21 protein-coding genes are annotated in these 20794 nt (G+C 71.9%); 8 read left to right on the top strand and 13 right to left on the bottom strand.

Annotated elements, in window-relative coordinates; translation table 11 throughout:
• Nucleotides 1-89: 89 nt before the first annotated feature.
• Nucleotides 90-1688: an ABC-F family ATP-binding cassette domain-containing protein gene (locus tag AAEP86_RS13265; protein ID WP_420367799.1), complete on the top strand. Its 1599-nt coding sequence runs from the start codon at nucleotides 90-92 to the stop codon at nucleotides 1686-1688.
• A gap of 67 nt (nucleotides 1689-1755) precedes the next feature.
• On the opposite strand, the gene AAEP86_RS13260 is transcribed toward AAEP86_RS13265, so the two are convergent.
• From AAEP86_RS13260 to AAEP86_RS13250, 3 genes are read right to left on the bottom strand one after another with little or no spacing between them, the layout of a single operon-like run.
• Nucleotides 1756-2745, bottom strand: a complete 990-nt coding sequence (locus tag AAEP86_RS13260; RefSeq protein ID WP_420367798.1) for an SURF1 family protein — start codon at nucleotides 2743-2745, stop codon at nucleotides 1756-1758.
• Entirely contained in the window at nucleotides 2742-3050 is a 309-nt protein-coding gene (locus AAEP86_RS13255) for a hypothetical protein (protein WP_420367797.1), read from the bottom strand. The genes AAEP86_RS13260 and AAEP86_RS13255 overlap by 4 nt, the downstream gene beginning before the upstream one ends.
• Nucleotides 3050-3469, bottom strand: coding sequence for a DUF3099 domain-containing protein (locus AAEP86_RS13250; RefSeq protein WP_420367796.1), 420 nt, complete (start codon nucleotides 3467-3469; stop codon nucleotides 3050-3052). Before AAEP86_RS13250 ends, AAEP86_RS13255 begins: the two co-directional genes overlap by 1 nt.
• 164 nt (nucleotides 3470-3633) lie before the next feature.
• Between AAEP86_RS13250 and fabG the strand changes: the two genes are divergently transcribed.
• Nucleotides 3634-4347: a 3-oxoacyl-ACP reductase FabG gene (gene fabG, locus AAEP86_RS13245; protein ID WP_420367795.1), complete on the top strand. Its 714-nt coding sequence runs from the start codon at nucleotides 3634-3636 to the stop codon at nucleotides 4345-4347.
• Between the two features lie 141 nt (nucleotides 4348-4488).
• Here fabG and serB read toward each other — a convergent pair whose 3' ends face one another.
• Nucleotides 4489-5127 carry a phosphoserine phosphatase SerB gene (gene serB / locus AAEP86_RS13240; protein WP_420367794.1) on the bottom strand — a complete coding sequence of 213 codons (639 nt, stop codon included), beginning with the start codon at nucleotides 5125-5127 and terminating at the stop codon, nucleotides 4489-4491.
• An 89-nt stretch (nucleotides 5128-5216) separates the two neighbouring features.
• Nucleotides 5217-6458: a glucose-1-phosphate adenylyltransferase gene (gene glgC, locus AAEP86_RS13235; RefSeq protein ID WP_420367793.1), complete on the bottom strand. Its 1242-nt coding sequence runs from the start codon at nucleotides 6456-6458 to the stop codon at nucleotides 5217-5219.
• Between the two features lie 47 nt (nucleotides 6459-6505).
• On the opposite strand from glgC, the gene glgA reads away from it, so the two are divergent.
• From glgA to AAEP86_RS13220, 3 genes are all read left to right on the top strand, one after another.
• Nucleotides 6506-7705, top strand: a complete 1200-nt coding sequence (gene glgA, locus AAEP86_RS13230; protein WP_420367792.1) for a glycogen synthase — start codon at nucleotides 6506-6508, stop codon at nucleotides 7703-7705.
• Between the two features lie 9 nt (nucleotides 7706-7714).
• Complete coding sequence (locus AAEP86_RS13225) at nucleotides 7715-8497, top strand: ABC transporter ATP-binding protein (protein WP_420367791.1); 783 nt, start codon at nucleotides 7715-7717, stop codon at nucleotides 8495-8497.
• Between the two features lie 119 nt (nucleotides 8498-8616).
• A complete protein-coding gene (locus AAEP86_RS13220) occupies nucleotides 8617-8865 on the top strand; it encodes a type B 50S ribosomal protein L31 (protein ID WP_071293968.1) in 249 nt (82 codons plus the stop codon).
• 214 nt (nucleotides 8866-9079) lie between these two features.
• Here the strand turns inward: AAEP86_RS13220 and AAEP86_RS13215 are convergent, their stop codons facing one another.
• The gene (locus tag AAEP86_RS13215; protein ID WP_420370487.1) at nucleotides 9080-9745 is read right to left on the bottom strand and encodes a 3'-5' exonuclease; all 666 of its coding nucleotides are present in this window, start codon (nucleotides 9743-9745) and stop codon (nucleotides 9080-9082) included.
• A 249-nt stretch (nucleotides 9746-9994) separates the two neighbouring features.
• Nucleotides 9995-11704 carry a maltose alpha-D-glucosyltransferase gene (gene treS / locus AAEP86_RS13210; RefSeq protein WP_420367790.1) on the bottom strand — a complete coding sequence of 570 codons (1710 nt, stop codon included), beginning with the start codon at nucleotides 11702-11704 and terminating at the stop codon, nucleotides 9995-9997.
• Between the two features lie 154 nt (nucleotides 11705-11858).
• Here treS and AAEP86_RS13205 point away from each other — a divergent pair, with 154 nt between their 5' ends.
• Complete coding sequence (locus AAEP86_RS13205) at nucleotides 11859-12884, top strand: alpha/beta fold hydrolase (RefSeq protein WP_420367789.1); 1026 nt, start codon at nucleotides 11859-11861, stop codon at nucleotides 12882-12884.
• Nucleotides 12881-13963, top strand: a complete 1083-nt coding sequence (locus AAEP86_RS13200) for a glycosyltransferase family 4 protein (RefSeq protein WP_420367788.1) — start codon at nucleotides 12881-12883, stop codon at nucleotides 13961-13963. The genes AAEP86_RS13205 and AAEP86_RS13200 overlap by 4 nt, the downstream gene beginning before the upstream one ends.
• 48 nt (nucleotides 13964-14011) lie before the next feature.
• Here AAEP86_RS13200 and AAEP86_RS13195 read toward each other — a convergent pair whose 3' ends face one another.
• From AAEP86_RS13195 to AAEP86_RS13185, 3 genes are all read right to left on the bottom strand, one after another.
• Nucleotides 14012-14755 (bottom strand): hypothetical protein, encoded by a 744-nt coding sequence (locus AAEP86_RS13195; protein ID WP_420367787.1) that lies wholly within the window; start codon nucleotides 14753-14755, stop codon nucleotides 14012-14014.
• Between the two features lie 136 nt (nucleotides 14756-14891).
• A complete protein-coding gene (locus AAEP86_RS13190; RefSeq protein ID WP_420367786.1) occupies nucleotides 14892-15530 on the bottom strand; it encodes a histidine phosphatase family protein in 639 nt (212 codons plus the stop codon).
• The gene (locus AAEP86_RS13185) at nucleotides 15527-16441 is read right to left on the bottom strand and encodes an NAD-dependent protein deacetylase (protein WP_420367785.1); all 915 of its coding nucleotides are present in this window, start codon (nucleotides 16439-16441) and stop codon (nucleotides 15527-15529) included. The genes AAEP86_RS13190 and AAEP86_RS13185 overlap by 4 nt, the downstream gene beginning before the upstream one ends.
• 118 nt (nucleotides 16442-16559) lie before the next feature.
• On the opposite strand from AAEP86_RS13185, the gene AAEP86_RS13180 reads away from it, so the two are divergent.
• A complete protein-coding gene (locus AAEP86_RS13180; RefSeq protein WP_420367784.1) occupies nucleotides 16560-17378 on the top strand; it encodes a TrmH family RNA methyltransferase in 819 nt (272 codons plus the stop codon).
• Here AAEP86_RS13180 and AAEP86_RS13175 read toward each other — a convergent pair.
• From AAEP86_RS13175 to AAEP86_RS13165, 3 genes are read right to left on the bottom strand one after another with little or no spacing between them, the layout of a single operon-like run.
• Nucleotides 17372-18997 carry an AtzH-like domain-containing protein gene (locus AAEP86_RS13175; protein WP_420367783.1) on the bottom strand — a complete coding sequence of 542 codons (1626 nt, stop codon included), beginning with the start codon at nucleotides 18995-18997 and terminating at the stop codon, nucleotides 17372-17374. The genes AAEP86_RS13180 and AAEP86_RS13175 overlap by 7 nt on opposite strands.
• Nucleotides 18994-20070, bottom strand: coding sequence for an acetamidase/formamidase family protein (locus tag AAEP86_RS13170; protein WP_420367782.1), 1077 nt, complete (start codon nucleotides 20068-20070; stop codon nucleotides 18994-18996). Before AAEP86_RS13170 ends, AAEP86_RS13175 begins: the two co-directional genes overlap by 4 nt.
• Nucleotides 20067-20780, bottom strand: a complete 714-nt coding sequence (locus AAEP86_RS13165; RefSeq protein ID WP_420367781.1) for a FadR/GntR family transcriptional regulator — start codon at nucleotides 20778-20780, stop codon at nucleotides 20067-20069. The genes AAEP86_RS13170 and AAEP86_RS13165 overlap by 4 nt, the downstream gene beginning before the upstream one ends.
• Nucleotides 20781-20794: the final 14 nt, after the last annotated feature.

Below are 20794 nucleotides of genomic sequence, written 5' to 3'. Positions count from 1 at the left end.
CCTGTTCAGGACCATCGGTCCCGTCAGCGTAGCGGTGCACCTCCCGCACACGTCGTTGTGCAAACCCACCAACTGATTGGACGTCCACTGTGCTTGCCGTGCACGAACTCGAGATCCGCGTCGGGGCTCGCCTCCTCATGGAGGATGTCTCCTTCCGCGTCGAGAAGGGCGACAAGATCGGACTCGTCGGCCGCAACGGCGCGGGGAAGACGACGATGACGAAGGCCCTCGCGGGCGAGACGCAGCCGACCGGCGGCAAGATCGACCGCGGCGGCGAGATCGGGTACCTCCCGCAGGACCCGCGCTCCGGCGACCCGGAGGAGACCGCGCGGAAGCGCATCCTCGACGCCCGTGGTCTCGGCGAGCTCGTGGAGGGCATCCGGCTCGCCACGCTCGACATGGCGAGCGACGACCCCGCCGTGGCCGAGAAGGCGATGCGCCGGTACAGCCGGTTGGACGACCAGTTCAACGCGCTGGGTGGCTACGCGGCCGAGGCCGAGGCCGCCTCGATCGCGTCGAACCTCAAGCTGCCGGACCGCATCCTCGACCAGCAGCTCAAGACGCTCTCCGGCGGTCAGCGTCGGCGCATCGAGCTCGCCCGCATCCTGTTCTCGGACGCCGAGACGATGATCCTCGACGAGCCGACCAACCACCTCGACGCCGACTCGGTCGTCTGGCTGCGCGAGCACCTCAAGACGTACTCCGGCGGCGTCATCATCATCTCCCACGACGTGGAGCTCGTCGACGAGGTCGTCAACCGGGTGTTCTACCTCGACGCGAACCGGCAGAGCATCGACGTCTACAACATGGGCTGGAAGCTCTACCAGCGGCAGCGCGCCGCCGACGAGGAGCGTCGACGCAAGGAGCGCGCGAACGCCGAGAAGAAGGCCGCCACGCTGAAGGACCAGGCCGCCCGGTTCGGCGCCAAGGCGTCGAAGGCCGCGGCGGCGCACCAGATGGTGGCGCGCGCCGACAAGCTGCTCGCCGGCCTCGAGGAGGAGCGCGTCGCCGATCGGGTCGCGAAGCTGCGCTTCCCGACGCCGGTGTCGTGCGGCCGCACCCCGCTCATGGCCGAGGGACTGTCGAAGTCGTACGGCTCGCTCGAGATCTTCGCCGGCGTGGACCTGGCGATCGACCGCGGTTCGCGCGTGGTCATCCTCGGCTTCAACGGTGCGGGCAAGACGACGCTGCTCCGGATCCTCGCGGGCGCGGACCAGCCGGACACCGGCGAGATCCTGCCGGGGCACGGGCTGCGCATCGGGTACTACGCGCAGGAGCACGAGAACATCGACGTCAACCGCACCGTGATCGAGAACATGGTCTCGGCGTCGACGGAGCTCAACGAGACCGAGGCGCGCCGTGTCCTCGGGTCGTTCCTCTTCACCGGCGACGACGGCTACAAGAAGGCCGGTGTGCTGTCCGGCGGTGAGAAGACCCGTCTCTCGCTCGCGATGATCGTGGTGTCGGGTGCGAACGTCCTGCTGCTCGACGAGCCGACGAACAACCTCGACCCCGCCTCGCGCGAGGAGATCCTCGGTGCCCTCGCCGGGTACGAGGGCGCGGTCGTCCTCGTCTCGCACGACGCCGGCGCCGTCGAGGCGCTCAACCCCGAGCGCGTCCTGCTGCTGCCGGACGGCACCGAGGACCACTGGAACAAGGACTACGCGGAGCTCATCGAGCTCGCCTGACGACGGGTGCGGTCCGCCGGACCGGACGGGAGGCGCGTGGCGGGTCCGCCACGCGCCTCCCGTCGTCTCAGTGGCCGGCTCGCAGGAGTTCGTCCTCGATCTCGGCGTCGGTCTTCGGCTTGGCGTCCTTGCGGCGCTGCCGTTCGAGCGCGCGCTCGCGCTCCTCGGGGTCGTCTTGGTTGAGGTTCCGGTACTCCTGCACCATCAGGTACGCGAGGAACCCGAAGCCCCCGGCCGCGAACATGAACCACTGGATGAAGTAGCTGAGGTGCAGGCCGGTGTCGGCGGTGGGGCGGTCCCACCCGAGGGGACGGGCTTCGGCGGGCGTGGGTGACTCGGACGCGAGCTGCCCGTACGCGCCGGTCCAGATCGGTCGGTCGACCTTCTTCGCGACGTCGGCGAGGGTCACGGACTGGACCTGGTCGGTGTGCGCCGGATCCGTGCGACCCGGGATGCGCGGCTCGCTCTGCTGCAGCCGGACGACCGCGGTGACCTCGCCGGACGGGGGAGCCGGCACGTGGTCGGGGGCGTCCTGCGCGTTGCCGGTCGGGACCCATCCCCGGTCGACGACGAACGCCCGGCCGTCCGCGGTGACGAGCGGGGTCAGGACCTCGAAGCCGGGCTGGCCGTTGTGGACGCGGTTGCGGACGAGCAGCTGGTCGTCGACGTCGTAGCGGCCGGTGACGCGGACGCGGAGCCAGGTCTGCGAGTCGTCCCAGCTGGAGGCCCGGGGGAGTGCCCGGTCGAGCGGCACCGGGGTGTGGTCGTAGTTCTGGGCGACCTGGTCGTTCTGGCGGACCGCCTCGTTCCGCCGGTCCCACTGCCACATGCCGAACAACGTGCAGACGACCGCGAACGCGACGGCGATGGCGAAGTAACCGAGCCAGCGCCGGCTCTGCACGAATCGCCACCCGACGAAGGGTTCGTCCGGGTCACGCTCGGCCGTGGCTCCGTCGTCGGCGTCACGCCTGCGGGCACGGTCGGCGGCGACGGCCCGCTCGAGCTTCTGCGCGTGTCGCCGGCCGTACCGGGAACCCGGGTCGAACTGGTCCGTCACCGGCGCTCACCGGCCGCGCGCGCACCGACGTCGTTCTTCGGGGCGTCGGCCGGATCGCGTTCGTCGTCGAGGCGGTCCACGTCCTCGTGCATGCCGGTCACCCGGACGGGGAAGGACCGCGAGCGGAGGTAGTCAGCGAGGAAGTCACGGTGTTCGTCGCACGCGGCCCAGATCTTCACGCGGTCGATCGCGTGGATGCGCGGGTTGCGCCAGTTGACGCGCCAGGCGGCCGTCGAGACACACCCGGCTCGCGAGCACACCGGGGTCGATCCGGGCTCGGTGAAGAGGTCGAAGGTCGCCCCCATCAGCGCCGGCCCCACACGCGCGAGCGGTCTCCGTTGCGCTGCCATTCTTCCTGCGCGTGCTGGGCCTGTTCGCGTAGTCGGTCCTGCTCGGCGCGGTAGGCCTCGGCGCGAGCGTCCTCCTGCTGTTCACGCAGGCGCGGGTCGACGGCGTCGTAGAGCTCGATCGCGCCGGCCGGGGCGACGAAGTCACTCTCGCCGCGGTTGCCCGCGTTGGCGATGATGACCGCGACCCACGGGATGACCCCGGCGAGGACGATCGGGATGACCACGAGCCAGGTGTGCCAGGTCGACCAGACGAGCACGGCCCCGATGAAGAACACCACACGTACCGCCATCTGCCAGACGTAGCGGGACAACCGGTGTGCCCGGTCCTGCTCCGGTGAGTCCGGGAGGGACGTGATGCTGTTCGTCGTCTTCATACGGTGTTCTTTCCTCTGCCCTGGTCCAGCCTAAGCCCGACCGCTGACAGATGCAGTCGGCACACGGGGGACAGGTGCGGGTATCGGCTCCGGTACGCTCGTCCGGGCGTGTCCGACCGGTCCGGGACCGGCACGCCGAGCACCCAACCCCGATCGGAGCGACCATGAGCACCCCCCGAACTGTCCTCGTCACCGGCGGCAACCGCGGCATCGGCCACGCCCTCGCCGAGCGGTTCGTCGCCGCCGGACATCGCGTCGCCGTGACCTCGCGCAGCGGCCAGGGCGGCCCAGAGGGCGCGCTCACCGTGCAGGCGGACATCACCGACACCGCCTCGGTCGACGCCGCGTTCACGCAGGTCGAGGCCGAGCTCGGACCCGTCGAGGTGCTCGTCGCCAACGCCGGGATCACGAACGACCAGCTGCTGCTCCGGATGTCCGAGGAGGACTTCACGAGCGTCATCGACACGAACCTCACCGGCACCTTCCGCGTCGTGAAGCGTGCGACGAAGGGGATGATGAAGGCGAAGTTCGGCCGCATCGTGCTCATGTCGAGCGTCGTCGGCGCCTACGGCCAGGTCGGCCAGGTGAACTACGCCTCGTCCAAGGCCGCCCTCGTCGGGATGGCCCGCTCGATCACGCGGGAGCTCGGGTCGCGTGGCATCACGGCGAACGTCGTCGCCCCGGGGTTCATCCAGACGGACATGACCGCGGCGCTGCCGGAGGAACTGCAGGCGGAGTTCAAGAAGCAGATCCCGGCCGCCCGGTACGGCACGGTGGACGACGTCGCCGACGCGACGCTGTTCCTCGCCGGGGACGGTGCCGGGTACATCTCCGGCGCGGTGGTCCCGGTCGACGGCGGCCTCGGGATGGGCCACTAGTCGGTCGGTCGACCCCGCGGCTCGGCTGGGCGGACAGTTCCGCGCCCGGAGCGTCGCGAAACCGACCGCGGAGCCGAGACTCGGCGCGGCGGCGCTGCGGCTCGGCGGCGGGGCAGCCGGTCGAACGGGGTGTGCTCGGCGTCAGCCGCGCATGCCCAGCGTCGCGAGCACGACGGACAGGTCGCGGTCGACCACCGCCACGTCCGCCTGCTCGCGCACCCGCGGCTTCGCGTCGAACGCCACGGACAGGGCGGCCACGCGCATCATCTCGAGGTCGTTCGCGCCGTCACCCACCGCGACCGTCCGCGCTGCCGGGACGCCGTCCTCGGCCGCCCACTCCCGGAGCGCCACGGCCTTCGCGTGCGCATCAACGACGTCGCCCAGGACGCGGCCGGTCAGGACACCGTCCACGACCTCGAGTCGGTTCGCCCGGCAGTGGTCGAGACCCAACCGGTCGGCGAACAGGTCGAGGACCTCGTGGAACCCGCCGGACACCACGCCGACGGTCCCGCCGGCGGCGTGCACGCCGCGGACCAGTTCGTCCGCTCCTCGCGTCACGCGGACCATGTCCTGCGCGCGCCGGAAGACGTCGGCCTGGAGGCCCGAAAGGGTCGCGACACGCTCCCGGAGGCTCTCGGCGAAGTCGATCTCGCCGCGCATGGCGCGCTCCGTGATCGCCTGGACCTGTGGGCGCGTCCCGGCGCCGTCGGCCAGCAGCTCGATGACCTCGTCCTCGAGGAGCGTGGAATCGGCATCGAGGACGACGAGGAAGCGTGGCACGGACCAACGGTACCGACTGCCGGAGGCGCGGCGCGTCGTGTGACGTGCGCCGCGCCTCCAGGCCGACCGTCGGTCGGGAGGGGTCGTGCCTACGCCTCGACCCGCACGCCCTTGCCCACGACCGTGATGCCCGACTCGGTGACGGTGAAGCCGCGGGCCTCGTCCGCCTCGCGGTCGACGCCCACGCGCGCTCCCGGCGCGATGACGACGTCCTTGTCGAGGATGGCGCGGTTCACGACCGCGCCTGCGCCGATCGACGCCCGTTCGAAGACGATCGAGTCGAGCACCTTCGCCCCGGAGTCGATCCCGCACCACGGACCGATCATGCTGCGCTCGACCTGCGCGCCCGAGACGAGGCAGCCGAGCGACACGAGACTGTCCACCGTCGACCCGGTGTTGCCGTTCGCGTCGCGGACGAACTTCGCCGGCGGCAGGTTCGTCTGCTGGTTGAAGATCGGCCAGTCCTGGTTGTACAGGTTGAACACGGGCACCGGCGCGATGAGGTCCATGTGCGCGTCGTAGAACGAGTCGATCGTCCCCACGTCGCGCCAGTAGTACCGGTCGCGCTCGTTCGAGCCGGGGACGTCGTTGCGCTGGAGGTCGTACACGCCCGCGTCGCCGCGGTTCACGAAGTCGGGGACGATGTCGCCACCCATGTCGTGGGCCGAGGTCTCGACCTGTCCGTCGCGGAGGACGGCGTCGACCAGCGCGTCGGCGTTGAAGACGTAGTTGCCCATCGACGCGAGGATCTCGTCGGGGGAGTCGGCGAGCCCGACGGCGTCCTTCGGCTTCTCGAGGAAGGCCTCGATCTTCGTCGGGTCGTCGTCGGCGACCTGGATGACGCCGAACTGGTCGGCGAGACCGATGGGCTGGCGGATCGCCGCGACCGTGGCACTGCGGCCCGAGGCGATGTGCGCCTCCACCATCTGGTGGAAGTCCATGCGGTAGACGTGGTCGGCGCCGACCACGACGACGATGTCGGGCCGTTCGTCGCGGAGGAGGTTGAGGGACTGCAGGATCGCGTCGGCCGAACCGGCGAACCACCGCTTGCCGAGCCGCTGCTGCGCCGGGACCGACGCCACGTACGAGCCGAGCAGGCCCTCCATGCGCCAGGTCTCCGCGACGTGGCGGTCCAGGCTGTGCGACTTGTACTGCGTCAGGACCACGATCTTCTGCAGACCGGAGTTGACGAGGTTCGAGAGCGCGAAGTCGATGAGACGGAAGTTCCCGCCGAACGGGACAGCGGGTTTCGCGCGGTCGGCCGTGAGCGGCATGAGCCGCTTCCCCTCGCCTCCGGCGAGCACGATGCCGAATACCTTCTTTGGTGCCATGTCGCTCACAGTATGCGGTGGCACTGGGAACCGGTTACGTTGAACCCGTGCGAGTCGATCTACTGACCAGGGAGTATCCGCCGGAGGTCTACGGCGGAGCGGGTGTCCACGTGGCCGAGCTGACGGCCGCGCTGCGGTCGGGGACCGACACGGAGGTGCGCGTCCGTGCGTTCGGCGCCTTCCGCGACGAGGCCGACGTGTGGGGCTACCGCACGCCCGACGGCCTCGAGCAGGCGAACGGCGCCCTGCAGGCCCTCGGCACCGACGTCGCCATCGCGGCGGACGTCGAGGGTGCCGACATCGTGCACTCGCACACCTGGTACGCGAACGCAGCGGGCCGGATCGCGCAGCTCACCTACGGCATCCCGCACGTGGTCACCGCGCACAGCCTCGAACCGCTCCGGCCGTGGAAGGCCGAACAGCTCGGTGGCGGCTACCGCCTGTCCAGCTGGATGGAGCGCGAGGCGTTCGAGCAGGCCGACGGCGTCATCGCGGTGTCGAAGGCCATGCGCGCGGACATCCTCCGCTCGTACCCGTCGATCGACCCGGCGAAGGTGCACGTCGTCTACAACGGGATCGACATCGACGAGTGGAAGCCCACCGTCGACGAGGACGCCGTGCGCGGACTCGGGATCGACCCGTCGAAGCGCAGCGTCGTCTTCGTGGGTCGGATCACGCGGCAGAAGGGCCTGCCCTACCTGCTCCGCGCCGTGGCGTCGCTGCCCGAGGACGTGCAGATCGTCCTCTGCGCCGGCGCTCCGGACACCCCGGAGATCATGGCCGAGGTCACCGGGCTCGTCGAGTCCCTCCGCGAGCGGCGCGAGGGCGTCGTCTGGATCGACCGGATGCTCTCCCACCAGGAGATCGTGAACGTGCTGTCGTCCGGCACCGTGTTCGTCTGCCCCTCGGTCTACGAGCCGCTCGGCATCGTCAACCTCGAGGCGATGGCCTGCGGCATCCCCGTCGTCGGCACCGGGACCGGCGGCATCCCCGAGGTCGTCGCGGACGGCCTCACCGGCCGCATCGTCCCGATCGACCAGGTGCGGGACGGCACCGGTACGCCGACCGACCCCGACCGGTTCGTCGCGGACCTCGCCCGGACGCTCGACGAGGTCCTCGCCGACGAGGGGCTGGCGAAGCTCATGGGCCGCGCCGGACGGCTCCGCGTCGAGACGGAGTTCACCTGGGACGCGATCGCCCAGCGGACACGGCAGGTCTACGACGAGGTGCTCGGCCGGAACCCGTAGGCTGGTCGCATGCCCTCGGTCGTGCGCTTGTCAGACGTCTCCGTGGTCCGCAACGGGGCCACCATCCTCGACGAGATCTCGTGGGAGGTGCAGGACGACGAACGCTGGGTCGTGCTCGGCGCGAACGGTGCCGGCAAGACGACGCTGCTGCAGGTCGCGGGCGCGCAGACCTTCCCGACGTCCGGTGACGTCGAGGTGCTCGGCACGGAGCTCGGCGGGGCCGACCTCTTCGAGTTGCGGCCGCGCATCGGTTTCGCCTCGACGGCCCTCGCGCGCCGCATCCCGGTGACCGAGAAGGTCATCGACGTGGTGCTCACCGCCGCCTACTCGGTGACCGGCCGTTGGAACGAGGAGTACGAGGAGCTCGACGTCCGCCGCGCCCAGCGTGTGCTCGACGAGTGGGGCCTCGGCGCCTTCACCGACCGCACCTTCGGGGAGCTGAGCGACGGCGAGCAGAAGCGCGTGCAGATCGCCCGCGCGGTGATGACCGACCCGGAGATCCTGTTCCTCGACGAGCCGGCGGCGTCGCTGGACCTCGGTGCGCGGGAGAGCCTCGTCCGCACCCTCGGGGGCTACGCGCAGAGCGAGGACTCGCCGGCCATCGTGATCGTCACCCACCACGTCGAGGAGATCCCCGCGGGCTTCACCCACGCGCTGGTGCTCGCCGACGGTCGGGTGCACTCCGCCGGTCCCATCGACGAGGTCCTCACCGCGTCGACGCTCAGCGAGGCGTTCGGCATCGAACTCACCGTCTCGAAGGACGCCGGTCGCTGGACGGCACGCGCCGCCTGACCTGCTCCCGATCTGCCGCGTCGTCTGGTAACGTAGACGGCTGGCGCAAGCCGCAGACTTCCGCTCGGTGCTCATCCGAGCAGCCGCGCAGTCCGACCATCTCCAACCGAGGAATCTCCATGAAGACCGACACCCACCCCGAGTACCGCGCCATCGTCTTCCGTGACCTGGCTTCCGGTGAGACGTTCCTGACGCGTTCGACCGCGAACAGCGACAAGACCATCGAGCTCGACGGTGCGACCTACCCGGTCATCGACGTCGAGATCTCGTCCGCGTCGCACCCGTTCTACACGGGCAAGCAGCGCATCCTCGACTCGGCCGGTCGCGTCGAGAAGTTCAACCAGCGCTTCAAGGGCTTCGGCAAGTAAGCAGCCAGCAGCTCCGGAACGGGCGGCTCTCCTTCGGGAGGGCCGCCCGTTTCGTCGTTCGTGCGGGGCGGGGTGCGTCAGGCGCGGAGCACGTGAGGCGCGCGGGGTGCGGAACCGGGGTCGAACCACGAAAGCGACATCACACCGGGTTCGGCACCTGGTCCCATGTCGCTTTCCTGGTTCCACCCGAGGGCCGCGAACTGCCCGCGGCGCGTCAGCCGCCGTTGCGGTGCGGCCAGCGACCGTCGGCGGTGAAGGACGGGTCGCGCTGCTTCCGCATGTACTCCTGGAACGACGTCGCCTGCTCCGAGCACCAGCCGACCTGCTTGCGGTGGAGCTCCTCGGCGGAGACCCCGAGCTCGTCCGGGTACTTCGCCGCGATCGCCTGCGCGACGCGCCCGGCAGCGATGGCGTCCGCGCCGGCGTCGTGGGCATCGGACAGCGTCACGCCGTAGAGCTCCGACGCCGCCTCGAGCGTGCGCTTGCCCTTGCGGTAGGTGTCGAGCGCCTTGTCGATCACGAGCGGGTCGACCACGTTGCCGATGACGGGGGAGGCGATGCCGTGCCGCTTCGCCTCGCGGTCGAGCACCGTGAGGTCGTACGGGGCGTTGTAGATGACGAGCGGGATGCCGCGGGCGAAGACGGCCTCGACCGCCGCGATGATCTCGGCGACGACCTCGCCGGCGGGACGGCCGTCGGCCCGCGCGCGCTCGGTGGTGATGCCGTGGACGGCCGCGGCGCCCTCGGGGATCTCGACGCCGGGATCGGCGAGCCACGCGCCCTCGACGATGGACCGTCCGGTCATGTCGATGAGGCCGACGTGTGCGGTGACGATGCGGGCGGTCTCGACGTCGACGCCGGTGGTCTCGAGGTCGAACACGCCGAGCGCGTGCCACCACGGTCGACCGGCGAGGTCCTGCGGCGCGCCGGGTTCGGCGGCGGGCGTGTCGAGCGCGGTTGCGGAGTACGTCACGTCACGAGGCTAACGGCGCGCACCGACACGACCCGCGCGACCCGCCTGGCGGGGGTGAGCCGCGCCTCCAGGCAGGCCCGCACCGACCCGACCCGCGCGACCAGCGCGAACCGCCCAGCGTGGACGAGCCGCGCCTCCCGGAGACGGGCCGAATCGCTACTGGACCGGTGCGCCGACGTGCAGCCAGTAGAACGACTGCGTCCCCATCGTCAACGTGACCGACCCCGACTCGTCGAACGACGGGAACGAGCCGCCGCCGAAGAGGTCGTACAGCGGTCGTCCGGCGAACTCCGGCGCCGAGATCGTCACCGACGTCGGGTTCGTGGCGAACGAGAAGACGCAGAGGACGTCCTCGGCGGACGGGCCGAACTGCTGTCCGGAGCCCTCCCACGAGCGGACGAACGCCAGCACGGACTCGTTCGTGGTCTCCTGCACCTGCAGGGTGCCGAGCCCGAACACCGGGTGCGCCTTCCGCACGTGGATGACGTTCCGCACCCAGTGCAGCAGCGACCGAGACTGGGCGAGCTGCGCCTCGACGTTCACCTGGGCGTAGTTGTAGACGAGGGACTGCACGACGGGCAGGTAGAGCTTCCCGGGGTCGGCGGTGGAGAACCCGGCGTTGCGGTCCGGCGTCCACTGCATCGGCGTGCGCGACGAGTCGCGGTCCGGCAGCCAGATGTTGTCGCCCATCCCGATCTCGTCCCCGTAGTAGAGGAACGGGGATCCGGGCAGCGAGAACAGCAGCGCGTGGATGAGCTCGAGCTCCGCGCGGGAGTTGTCCAACAGGGGGGCGAGCCGTCGGCGGATGCCGATGTTCGACCGCATCCGCGGGTCGTAGCCGTACCAGCCGTACATGGCCTGCCGGTACTCCTCGCTGACCATCTCGAGCGTGAGCTCGTCGTGGTTGCGGAGGAAGACGCCCCACGCGGCACTCGCCGGCACGTCGAGGGTCTCGGACAGGATCGCCTTCAGCTCGGCGGCGTGCTGCGCGCGGAGGGAGTAGAAGATCCGGGGCATCACCGGGAAGTCGAACGCCATGTGGCACTCGGGCTCCTCGTCGGTGCCGAAGAACGCGGCGGTCTCGCGCGGCCACTGGTTCGCCTCGGCGAGCAGGACGCGCCCCGGGTACTCGTCGTCGACCATCGCGCGGAGCTTCTTGATGAACTCGTGCGTCTCCGGCTCGCCCTCGCCGTTGCCCTCCTCGGACTCGAACAGGTACGGGATCGCGTCGAGCCGGAGGCCGTCCACGCCGAGGTCGAGCCAGTGTCGGACGACGTCGTAGACGGCCTCGACGACGGCCGGGTTCTCGAAGTTCAGGTCGGGCTGGTGCGAGAAGAAGCGGTGGAAGAAGAACTGGCGGCGGACCGGGTCGAACGTCCAGTTCGACTCCTCGGTGTCGACGAAGATGATGCGGATGTTCGAGTAGTCCTCGTCGGTGTCCCGCCAGACGTAGAAGTCGCCGTAGGGCCCGTCCGGGTCCTCGCGCGACTGCTGGAACCACTCGTGCTGGTCGCTCGTGTGGTTGATCACCATGTCGATGACGATGCGCATGTTGCGCTCGTGCGACTTGGTGACGAGTTCGCGGAAGTCGTCGAGCGTGCCGAACTCGGGCAGGATCGCCTTGTAGTCGGCGATGTCGTAGCCGCCGTCGCGCATCGGCGACTTGAAGAACGGCGGGAGCCACAGCGCGTCGACCCCGAGCCACTGCAGGTAGTCGAGCTTGCCGATGACCCCTTGCAGGTCACCGATCCCGTCACCGTTCGAGTCGACGAACGAGCGGATCATGCACTCGTAGAAGACCGAGCGCTTGTACCACTGCGGGTCCAGTGTCAGGCCTGGGAGCTGGATCGGGGCGGTGAACGTCACCCTGGACACGCTAGGCCGCCGGTGCTCCGGTTGTCCGGAGAAAGGGCGGACGGGAGGCGCGGGTCGTCCTCCACAGGCGGGTCGCCGTGGCGGGTCCTCCACCTTCGCCGTGCGGCGACGTGGGTGCGCGGGCGTCGTTCGTAGACTGGCCGGGATGCAACCACCCGTCCTCTCCCCGTACCAGTCGCTGATGGCCGCCACCCCGGTGGTGCACCGCTCCGTCCAGGTCGACGGCCGCACCACCCACTACTGGGTCTACGGGCCGGCCGACGCCGAGCAGACCGTGCTGGCCGTGCACGGTTTCCGCGGCGACCACCACGGGCTCGAGACGATCGCGGCGCACCTGCGAGGCGTCCGGGTCATCGTGCCCGACCTGCCCGGGTTCGGCGTGTCGGACCCGTTGCCGGTCTCGGACATCGACTCCTACGTCGGGTGGCTGCGCGGGTTCCACGCGGCGCTGGGCCTCGGCAGGGACACCGTGGTGCTGGGGCACTCCTTCGGGTCGATCGTCGTCGCCGCCACCGTCGCGGCCGGACTCGACACCCGGTTGCTCGTCCTGGTGAACCCGATCGCCGCGCCCGCGCTGCAGGGCCCGCGCGCCGTCGGCACCGGGATCGCCATCGGGTACTACCGTGCCGGCGCGCTGCTGCCGAAGCCCCTCGGCCTCGGACTGCTCCGGAACCCGGTCATCGTCCGGGCGATGAGCATCGCGATGCTCAAGTCGCACGACCGTGACCTCCGGCGGTGGGTGCACGACCAGCACGACCGGTACTTCTCGGCGTTCGCGAACCGTACGAGCGTGCTCGAGGCCTTCCGGACCTCGGTCACCCACGACGTGTCCGAGTACGCCGACCGGATCACGGTTCCGGTGCTCATGGTCGCCGCCGAGCACGACGACATCACCGCGGTCCCCGAGCAGCAGGCAATGGCCCGGCGGCTGCAGGACGCTGAACTGGTCGTGGTGCCGGAGGTGGGACACCTCGTGCACTACGAGACGCCGGACGTGGCGGCCGCGGCCGTGCTGCGACGGATGGCGGACGCGCCCAAGCGGTCGAAGCGCGACGCGAAGGCCCGCGACGCGAAGGACCGGGACGCGAAGAGCCGCGCCTCCCGCCAGCCGGTCGAGCGCACCGACGTGGACGCGCTGGGCCAGGGCAGCACCGACGGAGCCGCCTCGTGAGCCGGCTCCGCATCGGCATCGACTGCCGGTACGTCCGCATCGGCCGCCACGACGGCATCAGCCGGTTCACCGCCGGCGTCGTCGCACACCTGCCGGCCCGGCACGACTACACGCTGCTCGTCCACGACGAACGGCAGCTCGAGTCGTTGCCCGCGGGCATGCCCTGGGAACTCCTGCCGGCCCCGACGGACGCGGGGGAGCCCTTCGTCGCACGGAAGGTCGACCGGCTGGGGCTCGACGCCGTCTTCTCGCCGATGCAGACGATGGGGTCACGCGGTCGGCACTACGCGCTCGTGCTGACCCTGCACGACCTGATCTACTACCGGAACCGGACACCCCCGCGGGAGTTCTCGTGGCCGTTGCGCCTCGGCTGGCGGGCGTTCCACCTGAGCTGGGTGCCGCAGCGCGTGCTGCTGAACGGAGCGGACGGCGTGGTCACGGTCTCCGAGACCACCGCCGGGCTGATCGCGGAGCACCGCCTGACGAAGCGGCCCGTCACGGTCGCGTACAACGCCGCCGATCCGGCCGAGCGTCGGCCGGCGGGCGGGGTCCGCGAGCGCTCGCTCGTGTACATGGGGTCGTTCATGCCGTACAAGAACGTCGAGACCCTGGCGGCGGCGCTGCCGCTCCTCGGTGCCGACTGGGTGCTGCACTGCATGTCCCGCGTGTCCGAGGCAGACCGAACGCGCCTGACCGGGCTCGCGCCGACGGGGTCGATCGTGTTCCACGACGGGGCCTCGGACGACGAGTACCGCTCCGTGCTGCGCTCGGCGACGGCCCTGGTGACGGCGTCGTACGACGAGGGCTTCGGCATCCCGCTCGTCGAGGCGATGGGCGTCGGCACCCCGGTCGCCGTCAGCGACATCCCGATCTTCCGTGAGATCGGCGGTGCGGCTGCGGAGTACTTCGACCCGTCGTCGCCGTCCGCCGTCGCCGCGGCGGTGCGTCGGCTCGAGGCCCGGTGGGACGACGCCTCGGACGCGTCGGTCGTCCGGGCGGGCCGGTTCCGGTGGGAGGACTCGGCCGAGCAGGTCGTGCGCGCGGTGGAGCGCGCGGTGTCGGAGCGCGCCGGGCGCTGACCCGCCGCGGCGCTGATCCGCCGCGGCGCTGACCCGCGGCGGCGGGTGTCAGGGCGCCGCCGACTCCACAGCGGCCCCCGGGAACACCGTGTGCGTCTCCTGCGTGGCCTTCGCGACGATGGCACCGAGCGCGTTCCCGGTGCCGTGCGTGACGACGGTGACCGTCTGCTCCGACGGCTCGTCCGAGGGCGCGTCGTCAGCCCACGAGCAGCGCGCGCCGGAGACGCCGCCGATCGCGTCGAGCTGGCGCGCCAGAGCGAGCCGCCGGTCGGTCGCGTCGCGGTCGGCGGAGATCCCGACCTGCAGCGCACCGAGGTCCGCGACCGCGAAGACGCGCACCCCGTTGCCGCTGACGTCGTCGGCGGCCTGCTGCAATGCACGCACGGCGGCGGTGCGACGTGCGTCGGACAGGGTCGGTTCGAGCGTGACCGTGGACTGCACGTCGTAGCTCGCGAACGAGGTCTTGGTGGGGTCCTGGTCCTCGACCCGTCGGACGCCGTCGACGTCCGTGGCGAGGGAGTGGAACCGGTCGAGTGCGGCCTGCGGGCGGGGGAACACGCCGCCGACGCCGTCCTGCACGCTGCCGACGATCGTGAGGAGGACCACGGCGATCACGACCGCGGTGACCACGACACCGCCGGCGACGAGGGCTCCGCGGCCGACGCGCTGCTTCGGGGTCCGGACCGGGGCCGACGCGGTGTCGGGGCCGAACGCGCGGTCGAGGTCGTCGGGCTCGGCGGGCTGTGGCCATCCGGGCCGGGCGCCACCGCTGCCCGGATCGTCGATGGTCATGCCGGCCCCCTCACGCGCACGGGTCTGCGAGTTCCTCGGAGCCTAGTACGACGCCACCGACAGCGGCGCCCAGGTGCACGGACCCGCCGGCCGGACCCGCCGGGCGACCCGCTTGCCGGCCTGCGGACCCCGGGCACTACCCGCGTCGCTCGAGCGGGTTCTGGTACTCGAACGCGAAGCGTCCCGGCGCGTCCGAGACCTCGTCGATCGGGTCGTCGAACCGGACCAGTTCGGCGTGGAAGTGTTCCGGGTCCCACCGGAAGGAGTGCACCGAGCCGTTCCGGATCGGCGTGTCGTGCCGGTCGACGGTGCCGGGAGCGGCCGCGTTGACGACGCTCCGGATGACGGCGCCGTGGGTGGCGACCACGACGGCGCCGGCGTCGAACCGGACGGCGATCTCGCCGAGGGTCTCGGTGACGCGGGCGAGCAGGGCGCTCCGCGACTCGCGGCCGGGGACGTCGTCGTGCGGGTACCGCTCGAGGACCTCGTCGTTCGTGAGGCCCTCGGCCTCGCCGTAGGAGCGTTCGGCCAGACCCGCTTCGGTCGCCGGGGTCGGCAGGCCGAGGTGATCCGCGATGATCGAGCCGGTCTCGAACGCCCGTGCGAGGGGCGAGGCCACGACGGCGTCGAAACGCCGCCGACCCAGCAGGACGGCCGTCTCGGCGGCCTGTCGGCGCCCGGTCGCGTTGAGGGGGATGTCCGTGGAGCCCTGGATGCGCCGCTGCGCGTTCCAGTCGGTCTCGCCGTGCCGGACCAGGTAGAGGAGCGTCGTCACCGCTCGATCATCGCAGACGGGTCCAGCCGTTCCGCCAGCGCCTGGAGCGTCTCGGTGGTGCCGGCGTCGAGCTTCACCGCCGCACGTCGGTCGCTGCGGGTCGCGCCCCGGTTCACGATGACCACGGGGTGCTTGCGGCGGGTGGCGTGGTCGACCAGGCGGACGCCGGAGTTCACGGTGAGCGAGGAGCCGACGACCAGCAGGGCCTCGGCCTCGGCGACGATCGAGACGGCCTCGCGGAACTTCTCGGCGGGGACGAACTCACCGAAGAACACCACGTCGGGCTTCAGCACACCACCGCACACCGAACAATCCGGCACCCGGAAGCGTTCGACGTCCGTGATCTCGACGTCGCCGTCGGGCTGGAGCTGCACGGACCCGGGCTCGTCGATCCACGGGTTCTCGCGGTCGAGCACCGCGGCCAGGTCGGCGCGGGAGAACACTTGCCCGCAGGTCAGGCACACGGCGCGGTCCATCGAACCGTGCACCTCGACGACCCGGCGGGAACCCGCACGGAGGTGGAGACCGTCGACGTTCTGCGTGATGATCCCCGTGACGACGCCGTCCCGCTCGAGACCGGCGAGTGCCCGGTGCCCGGTGTTCGGCCGTGCGGCGGCGAAGGTGCGCCAACCGAGGTGCGAACCGGCCCAGTAGCGCTGCCGCTTGGCGGGGTCGGCGAGGAACTCCTGGAAGGTCATCGGCTTCCGGACCACCCGGCCCTCGCCGCGGTAGTCCGGGATGCCGGAGTCGGTGCTGAGCCCGGCGCCGGAGAGCACGGCGATCCGCTTGCCGGCGAGCAGCTCGACGGCGCGGTCCAGGTCCGCCGCGCTCGAGTCGGCGGGCGAGGACGTGTCGGCATCCGCCACGGACGCGGCAGCGTCCGCCGTGCTGGGCTGTTCGCTCGTGGCCATCGTGTTCACGGTACCCTCAACAGCCGACCGTCCCGGTCACTTCCCAGCACGTCCCACGGCTGGCCGCCGCCCGTCCGACGCCGAGGGCCGACCGCCGCACCAGACCGAAACGAGCCCCGTGCACGCCGTCCGCATCGACTCCCTCGACGACCCCCGCCTCGACGACTTCGCCCGGCTGACGGACGTCGCGCTCCGCCGGGTGAGCGAGGTCGAGGGCGGCCTGTACATCGCCGAGTCGAACACGGTGATCGAGCGCGCCGTCCGCGCCGGGCACGTCCCCCGGAGCGTCCTCGTGCAGGAGAAGTGGCTCGACAGCGTCCTGCCGCTCGTCGCCGAGCACGACGGACCGGTCTTCGTCGGCCCGGACGCCCTGCTCGAGGACCTGACCGGCTTCCGCATGCACCGCGGCGCGTTGGCCGCGATGCAGCGACCGGCGCTCCCCGACGTCGCCGACGTGGTCCGTGACGCGCGGCTCGTCGTCGTCCTCGAGGACATCGTCGACCACACGAACGTCGGTGCCGTCTTCCGCAGCGTCGCCGGGCTCGGTGCGGACGCGGTCCTGGTCAGCCCGCGCTGCGCGGATCCGCTCTACCGTCGGAGCGTCCGGGTGAGCATGGGGACGGTCCTGCAGGTGCCGTGGACGCGCATCGGCGAGTGGCCGGCGGCGGGCGAGGAACTCCGGGCGCAGGGCTTCCACCTGGCCGCGATGGCGCTCACCGACCGCTCGGTCGACCTCGACGCGTTCGTCGCGGACGTCCCGGGGAAGGTGGCACTGGTGATGGGCACGGAGGGCCAGGGCCTCACCGCAGCCGCGATCGCCTCGGCGGACACGACGGTCCGGATCCCGATGTCGCACGGCGTCGACTCGCTCAACGTGGCGGCGGCGAGCGCCGTCGGTCTGTGGGCGGTCGCCCACGCGCAGCGCGCCCGTCAGTAGGCTGCGCCGACCGGGAGGCGCGGCTCGCCCCCGTCCCGCACCAGCCGCCCGGCGGTGCGCACGACGGTGCGGTCGGTGCCCACGTCGCCCACCAGGCAGATCCCGACGGGTGCGCCGTCCACGGTGAGGGCCGGTGCGCTGACGGCGGGGAGCCCGCCGACGCTGGCCAGGCTCGTCATCGCGGTGGTGGCGGTCCTGGTCTGTTCGAGCGTGGCGGTGTCCGCGGCGAGCGACGGGGCCGGGCCCGGGGTCGTCGGGAAGAGCAGCACCCGGCCCGTGACGGCCCGCCGGATCACGGCGCGCACCTCCTCGAGGCGCGCGACGGCACGGCGTACCTGGTCCGGCGGGTTCGCGGCGGCCGCGGCGAACCGGTCGCCGACGACGGTGCTGAGCGCTCCCGGGTGCGCGGCGATCCACGGGCCGTGCGCGGCGGTGGCCTCGGCGGCCTGCACCAGGCGCATGGTCTCGCGGAGGTCCTCGAGCGGCGGGATCCCGAGGTCGGCGAGGGTCACCTCGGCGACGGCGGTCCCGGCGCCGTCGGCACCCGGGAGCGCGTCGACGAACGACCGGAAGGCCCGCTGGACCGCCGGTCCGGCGGCGTCGACCAGGTCGGTGACGACCGTCGGCACCCCGGGTGGGCCCGCGTCGGTCGGTCCGTCGGGCAGCGAGGCCTCGAGCACGCGCACGAGGAGCTCCGGGTCGCGGGTCAGCCACCCCACGGTGTCGAACGACGGCGCGAGCGGCAGCAGCCCGTCGCGGGACACGGTGCCGTGCGTCGTCCGGAGGCCCCACAGCCCCTGGTACGAGGCAGGGACCCGCACCGAGCCCGCGGTGTCCGTGCCGAGACCGATCTCGGCCATCCCGAGGCGGACGGCCGATGCGGATCCGCTGGACGAGCCTCCAGGCAGAGCCGTCGGGACCGCACCGTTCGGCGGGGTGCCGTGGTGTTCGTTCCGCCCTGTCAGGTTGTAGGCGAACTCGTCCGTCCTGGCGATGCCGCGGACGGCGGCGCCGGCGGCGAGGAGCGCGGCGACGGCCGCGGCCGAGACGGGCTGCGCGGGGGACTCGAGCAGGTGCGTCGGGTTGCCGGCACCGACCGGGTGGCCGGCCACCGCGTAGAGGTCCTTCACGGCGACCGTCGTGCCGTCGAGGGCACCGGCGCCGGTCGCGGGCAGGAGGGGGTCGCCGACCGTGCGCCAGATCGTCGTGTCGAACGCCTTCGGTCGGCCGGTGACGTGCGCCGCCTCGATCCGCCAGGCGTCGTCGGTGCGGCGCCAGAGCTGGGTCTGCAGCCCCTGACCGCCCGCGGTGAAGGCGGAGACGGAGACGACGAGGGCGAGGTCGTCGGTCAGGGTGCGGACCTCGACCCTGGTGAGCCGGCGCTCCGGCACGCCGCCGCGGACGCCGCGGAAGGTGCTGATGGCGTCGTGCCCGACCAGGAGCCCGCGGTCGTCCCCGCGCACGGTGTCGGGGCCGGCAGCGAAGGCGTCGTCCAGGGCGTCGAGGTCGTTCGCGAGGAGGGCCGCCTCGTAGGCGTCGAGCGCGGCGAGGAGGCCGGCGGGTGCCTGGACGCCGCGGTCGCCGGCGGGTGCCTGTCCTTCGGGTCGGTCGGCGGTCATCGTGCCCCCTCGAAGTCGCTCTTCCGGATGCGGGCGTGGGCGCCCGTCACGAGGTCCACCACCTGCGAGATGTTGAAGTCGGTGGCGGCGCTGAGGTACGCGTAGGCCAGGTGCGGCTCCATCCCGTAGCGCGCGCCGAGGATCGCGATGGCGTGCCGGACGCAGGCCCGGACCGCCTCGTCGAGGTCCTCGTCGAGACCGGTCGGCACGAGGAACTCGTGCGTCTCGACGAGTGGCCAGACCAGGTCGCCGAACCGGGCTGCGGCGTCGGCGCTCGGCGTGAGGTCGAAGCGCACCGTCGCGCGGATGGACGCCTCCATCGCGGTGAGCGCGACCTCGCCGTCGCCCTGGGCGAAGTGCGGGTCGCCGACGTAGGCGAGGGCGCCGGGGACGAGCACGGGCAGGTGCAGCTGGGCGCCGGTCTGCAGCAGGTTCACGTCGATGTTCCCGCCGTGGCGACCCGGCGGGACGGAGTGTCGGCGCCCGTCGGGGGTCGCGACGCCCATGATCCCCAGGAAGGGCGCGAGCGGGAACCGCGCGAAGCGTTCCCGGTCGGCGGCCAGGGGGATGCGGCCCCAGCTGCCGTCGCCGTCGGTGACCACGTCGGCGAAGACGCTGACCGTGGTGCCGTCGACCGGGTACTCGCCGTGCAGTGCACCGCGGCCGTGACGGTTCGACACGACGCCGTAGGGGACGCGCGGCAGGGTCTCGACGACGGTCATCGTGAGGACGTCCCCCGGTTCGGCACCGTCGATCGCGATCGGTGCGGTGACGACGTGGGGGCCGTCGCGTTCGGTGTCCCGTCGGGCCGTGCGCGCGATCGCCACGGCGTCCTCGAGGACCGACTCCGGGGCGACCCCGTGCCGCGCGAAGAACGCGACCGGGTCGCTGCCCTGGTCGGGGAGGATCCCCTCGTGGCTGACCGTGTCGATCGTCACCTCGGTGCCGGGCGCCACGGTGAGGGCGGGACGGTCGTGGGCGTCCGGCAGCCGGCCCCACGTGATCCGGTCGGCCTCGACGGGCAGGTAGTGGGCGGCATGGACCGGTCCGGATCCGGGTTGCAGCGGTGTCACGGGTGGTTCCTCTCGTGCGGGTCGGGTGCGCGGTCCTCGACCAGTCGTGCGACGTCGGCCAGGTGGTCCGCCATCGCTCGGCGGGCACCGTCCTCGTCGTGCGCCCGGATCGCGTCGAGGATGCGGCGGTGCCAGTCGAACGAGGACCGGCGGCCCTCGCTCGTGCGGTGGGACTCCGCTCGGACGTCCTCCACCCAGCCGGCGCTCACCTCGCCGAGGGTGACGAACAGCGGGTTACCGGATGCCCGCGCGACCTGCACGTGGAAGGCGACGTCGCGGGCGAGCGACTCCTCGGGGCTGAGGCCCGCGTGCGTCGCGGCGAGGACCTGCTCGAGACCGACCAGGTCGGACTCGTCGGCGCGCAGCGCGGCGAGGCCGGCGACCTGCGGTTCGACCACCGCGCGGAACTCGGCGACGTGACCGCGTCCCGTCGGCCCGTCGACCATCCCGTCGAGGATGGCGGCGGCCTCGGCGGAACGCTCCAGGACGACGGTGCCGCGACCCGGCGTGCGGGAGACGAGGCGTCGGCGCTCGAGCTCCTGCAGGGCGTCGCGGACGGTCGCCCGCGACACCGCGAGCTCCTCGGCGAGCACCCGTTCCGGAGGCAGGCGGTCGCCCGGCGCGAGGTCCTCGAGGACCAGACGACCGAGGTGCGCTGCCGTCGCAGCCGCGAGGCTGCTGCCACGACGGAGGGTGCGAGCGGGTTCCATGAGCAGCACCGTAG

It is taken from the genome of Curtobacterium sp. L1-20, assembly GCF_048755855.1.
Classification (GTDB): Bacteria; Actinomycetota; Actinomycetes; order Actinomycetales; family Microbacteriaceae; genus Curtobacterium.
The sequence above is the reverse complement of the archived record's forward strand: the minus strand, read 5'-3'. Positions and strand labels throughout refer to the sequence as shown.

Coding starts and splice junctions, on each gene's coding strand:
- AAEP86_RS13255 (WP_420367797.1), bottom strand. CDS start 3,050: ATGGGGGCGACCTTCGACCTCTTCACCGAGCCCGGATCGACCCCGGTG.
- AAEP86_RS13250 (WP_420367796.1), bottom strand. CDS start 3,469: ATGAAGACGACGAACAGCATCACGTCCCTCCCGGACTCACCGGAGCAG.
- fabG (WP_420367795.1), top strand. CDS start 3,634: ATGAGCACCCCCCGAACTGTCCTCGTCACCGGCGGCAACCGCGGCATC.
- glgC (WP_420367793.1), bottom strand. CDS start 6,458: ATGGCACCAAAGAAGGTATTCGGCATCGTGCTCGCCGGAGGCGAGGGG.
- AAEP86_RS13225 (WP_420367791.1), top strand. CDS start 7,715: ATGCCCTCGGTCGTGCGCTTGTCAGACGTCTCCGTGGTCCGCAACGGG.
- AAEP86_RS13220 (WP_071293968.1), top strand. CDS start 8,617: ATGAAGACCGACACCCACCCCGAGTACCGCGCCATCGTCTTCCGTGAC.
- AAEP86_RS13205 (WP_420367789.1), top strand. CDS start 11,859: ATGCAACCACCCGTCCTCTCCCCGTACCAGTCGCTGATGGCCGCCACC.
- AAEP86_RS13195 (WP_420367787.1), bottom strand. CDS start 14,755: ATGACCATCGACGATCCGGGCAGCGGTGGCGCCCGGCCCGGATGGCCA.
- AAEP86_RS13185 (WP_420367785.1), bottom strand. CDS start 16,441: ATGGCCACGAGCGAACAGCCCAGCACGGCGGACGCTGCCGCGTCCGTG.
- AAEP86_RS13175 (WP_420367783.1), bottom strand. CDS start 18,997: ATGACCGCCGACCGACCCGAAGGACAGGCACCCGCCGGCGACCGCGGC.
- AAEP86_RS13165 (WP_420367781.1), bottom strand. CDS start 20,780: ATGGAACCCGCTCGCACCCTCCGTCGTGGCAGCAGCCTCGCGGCTGCG.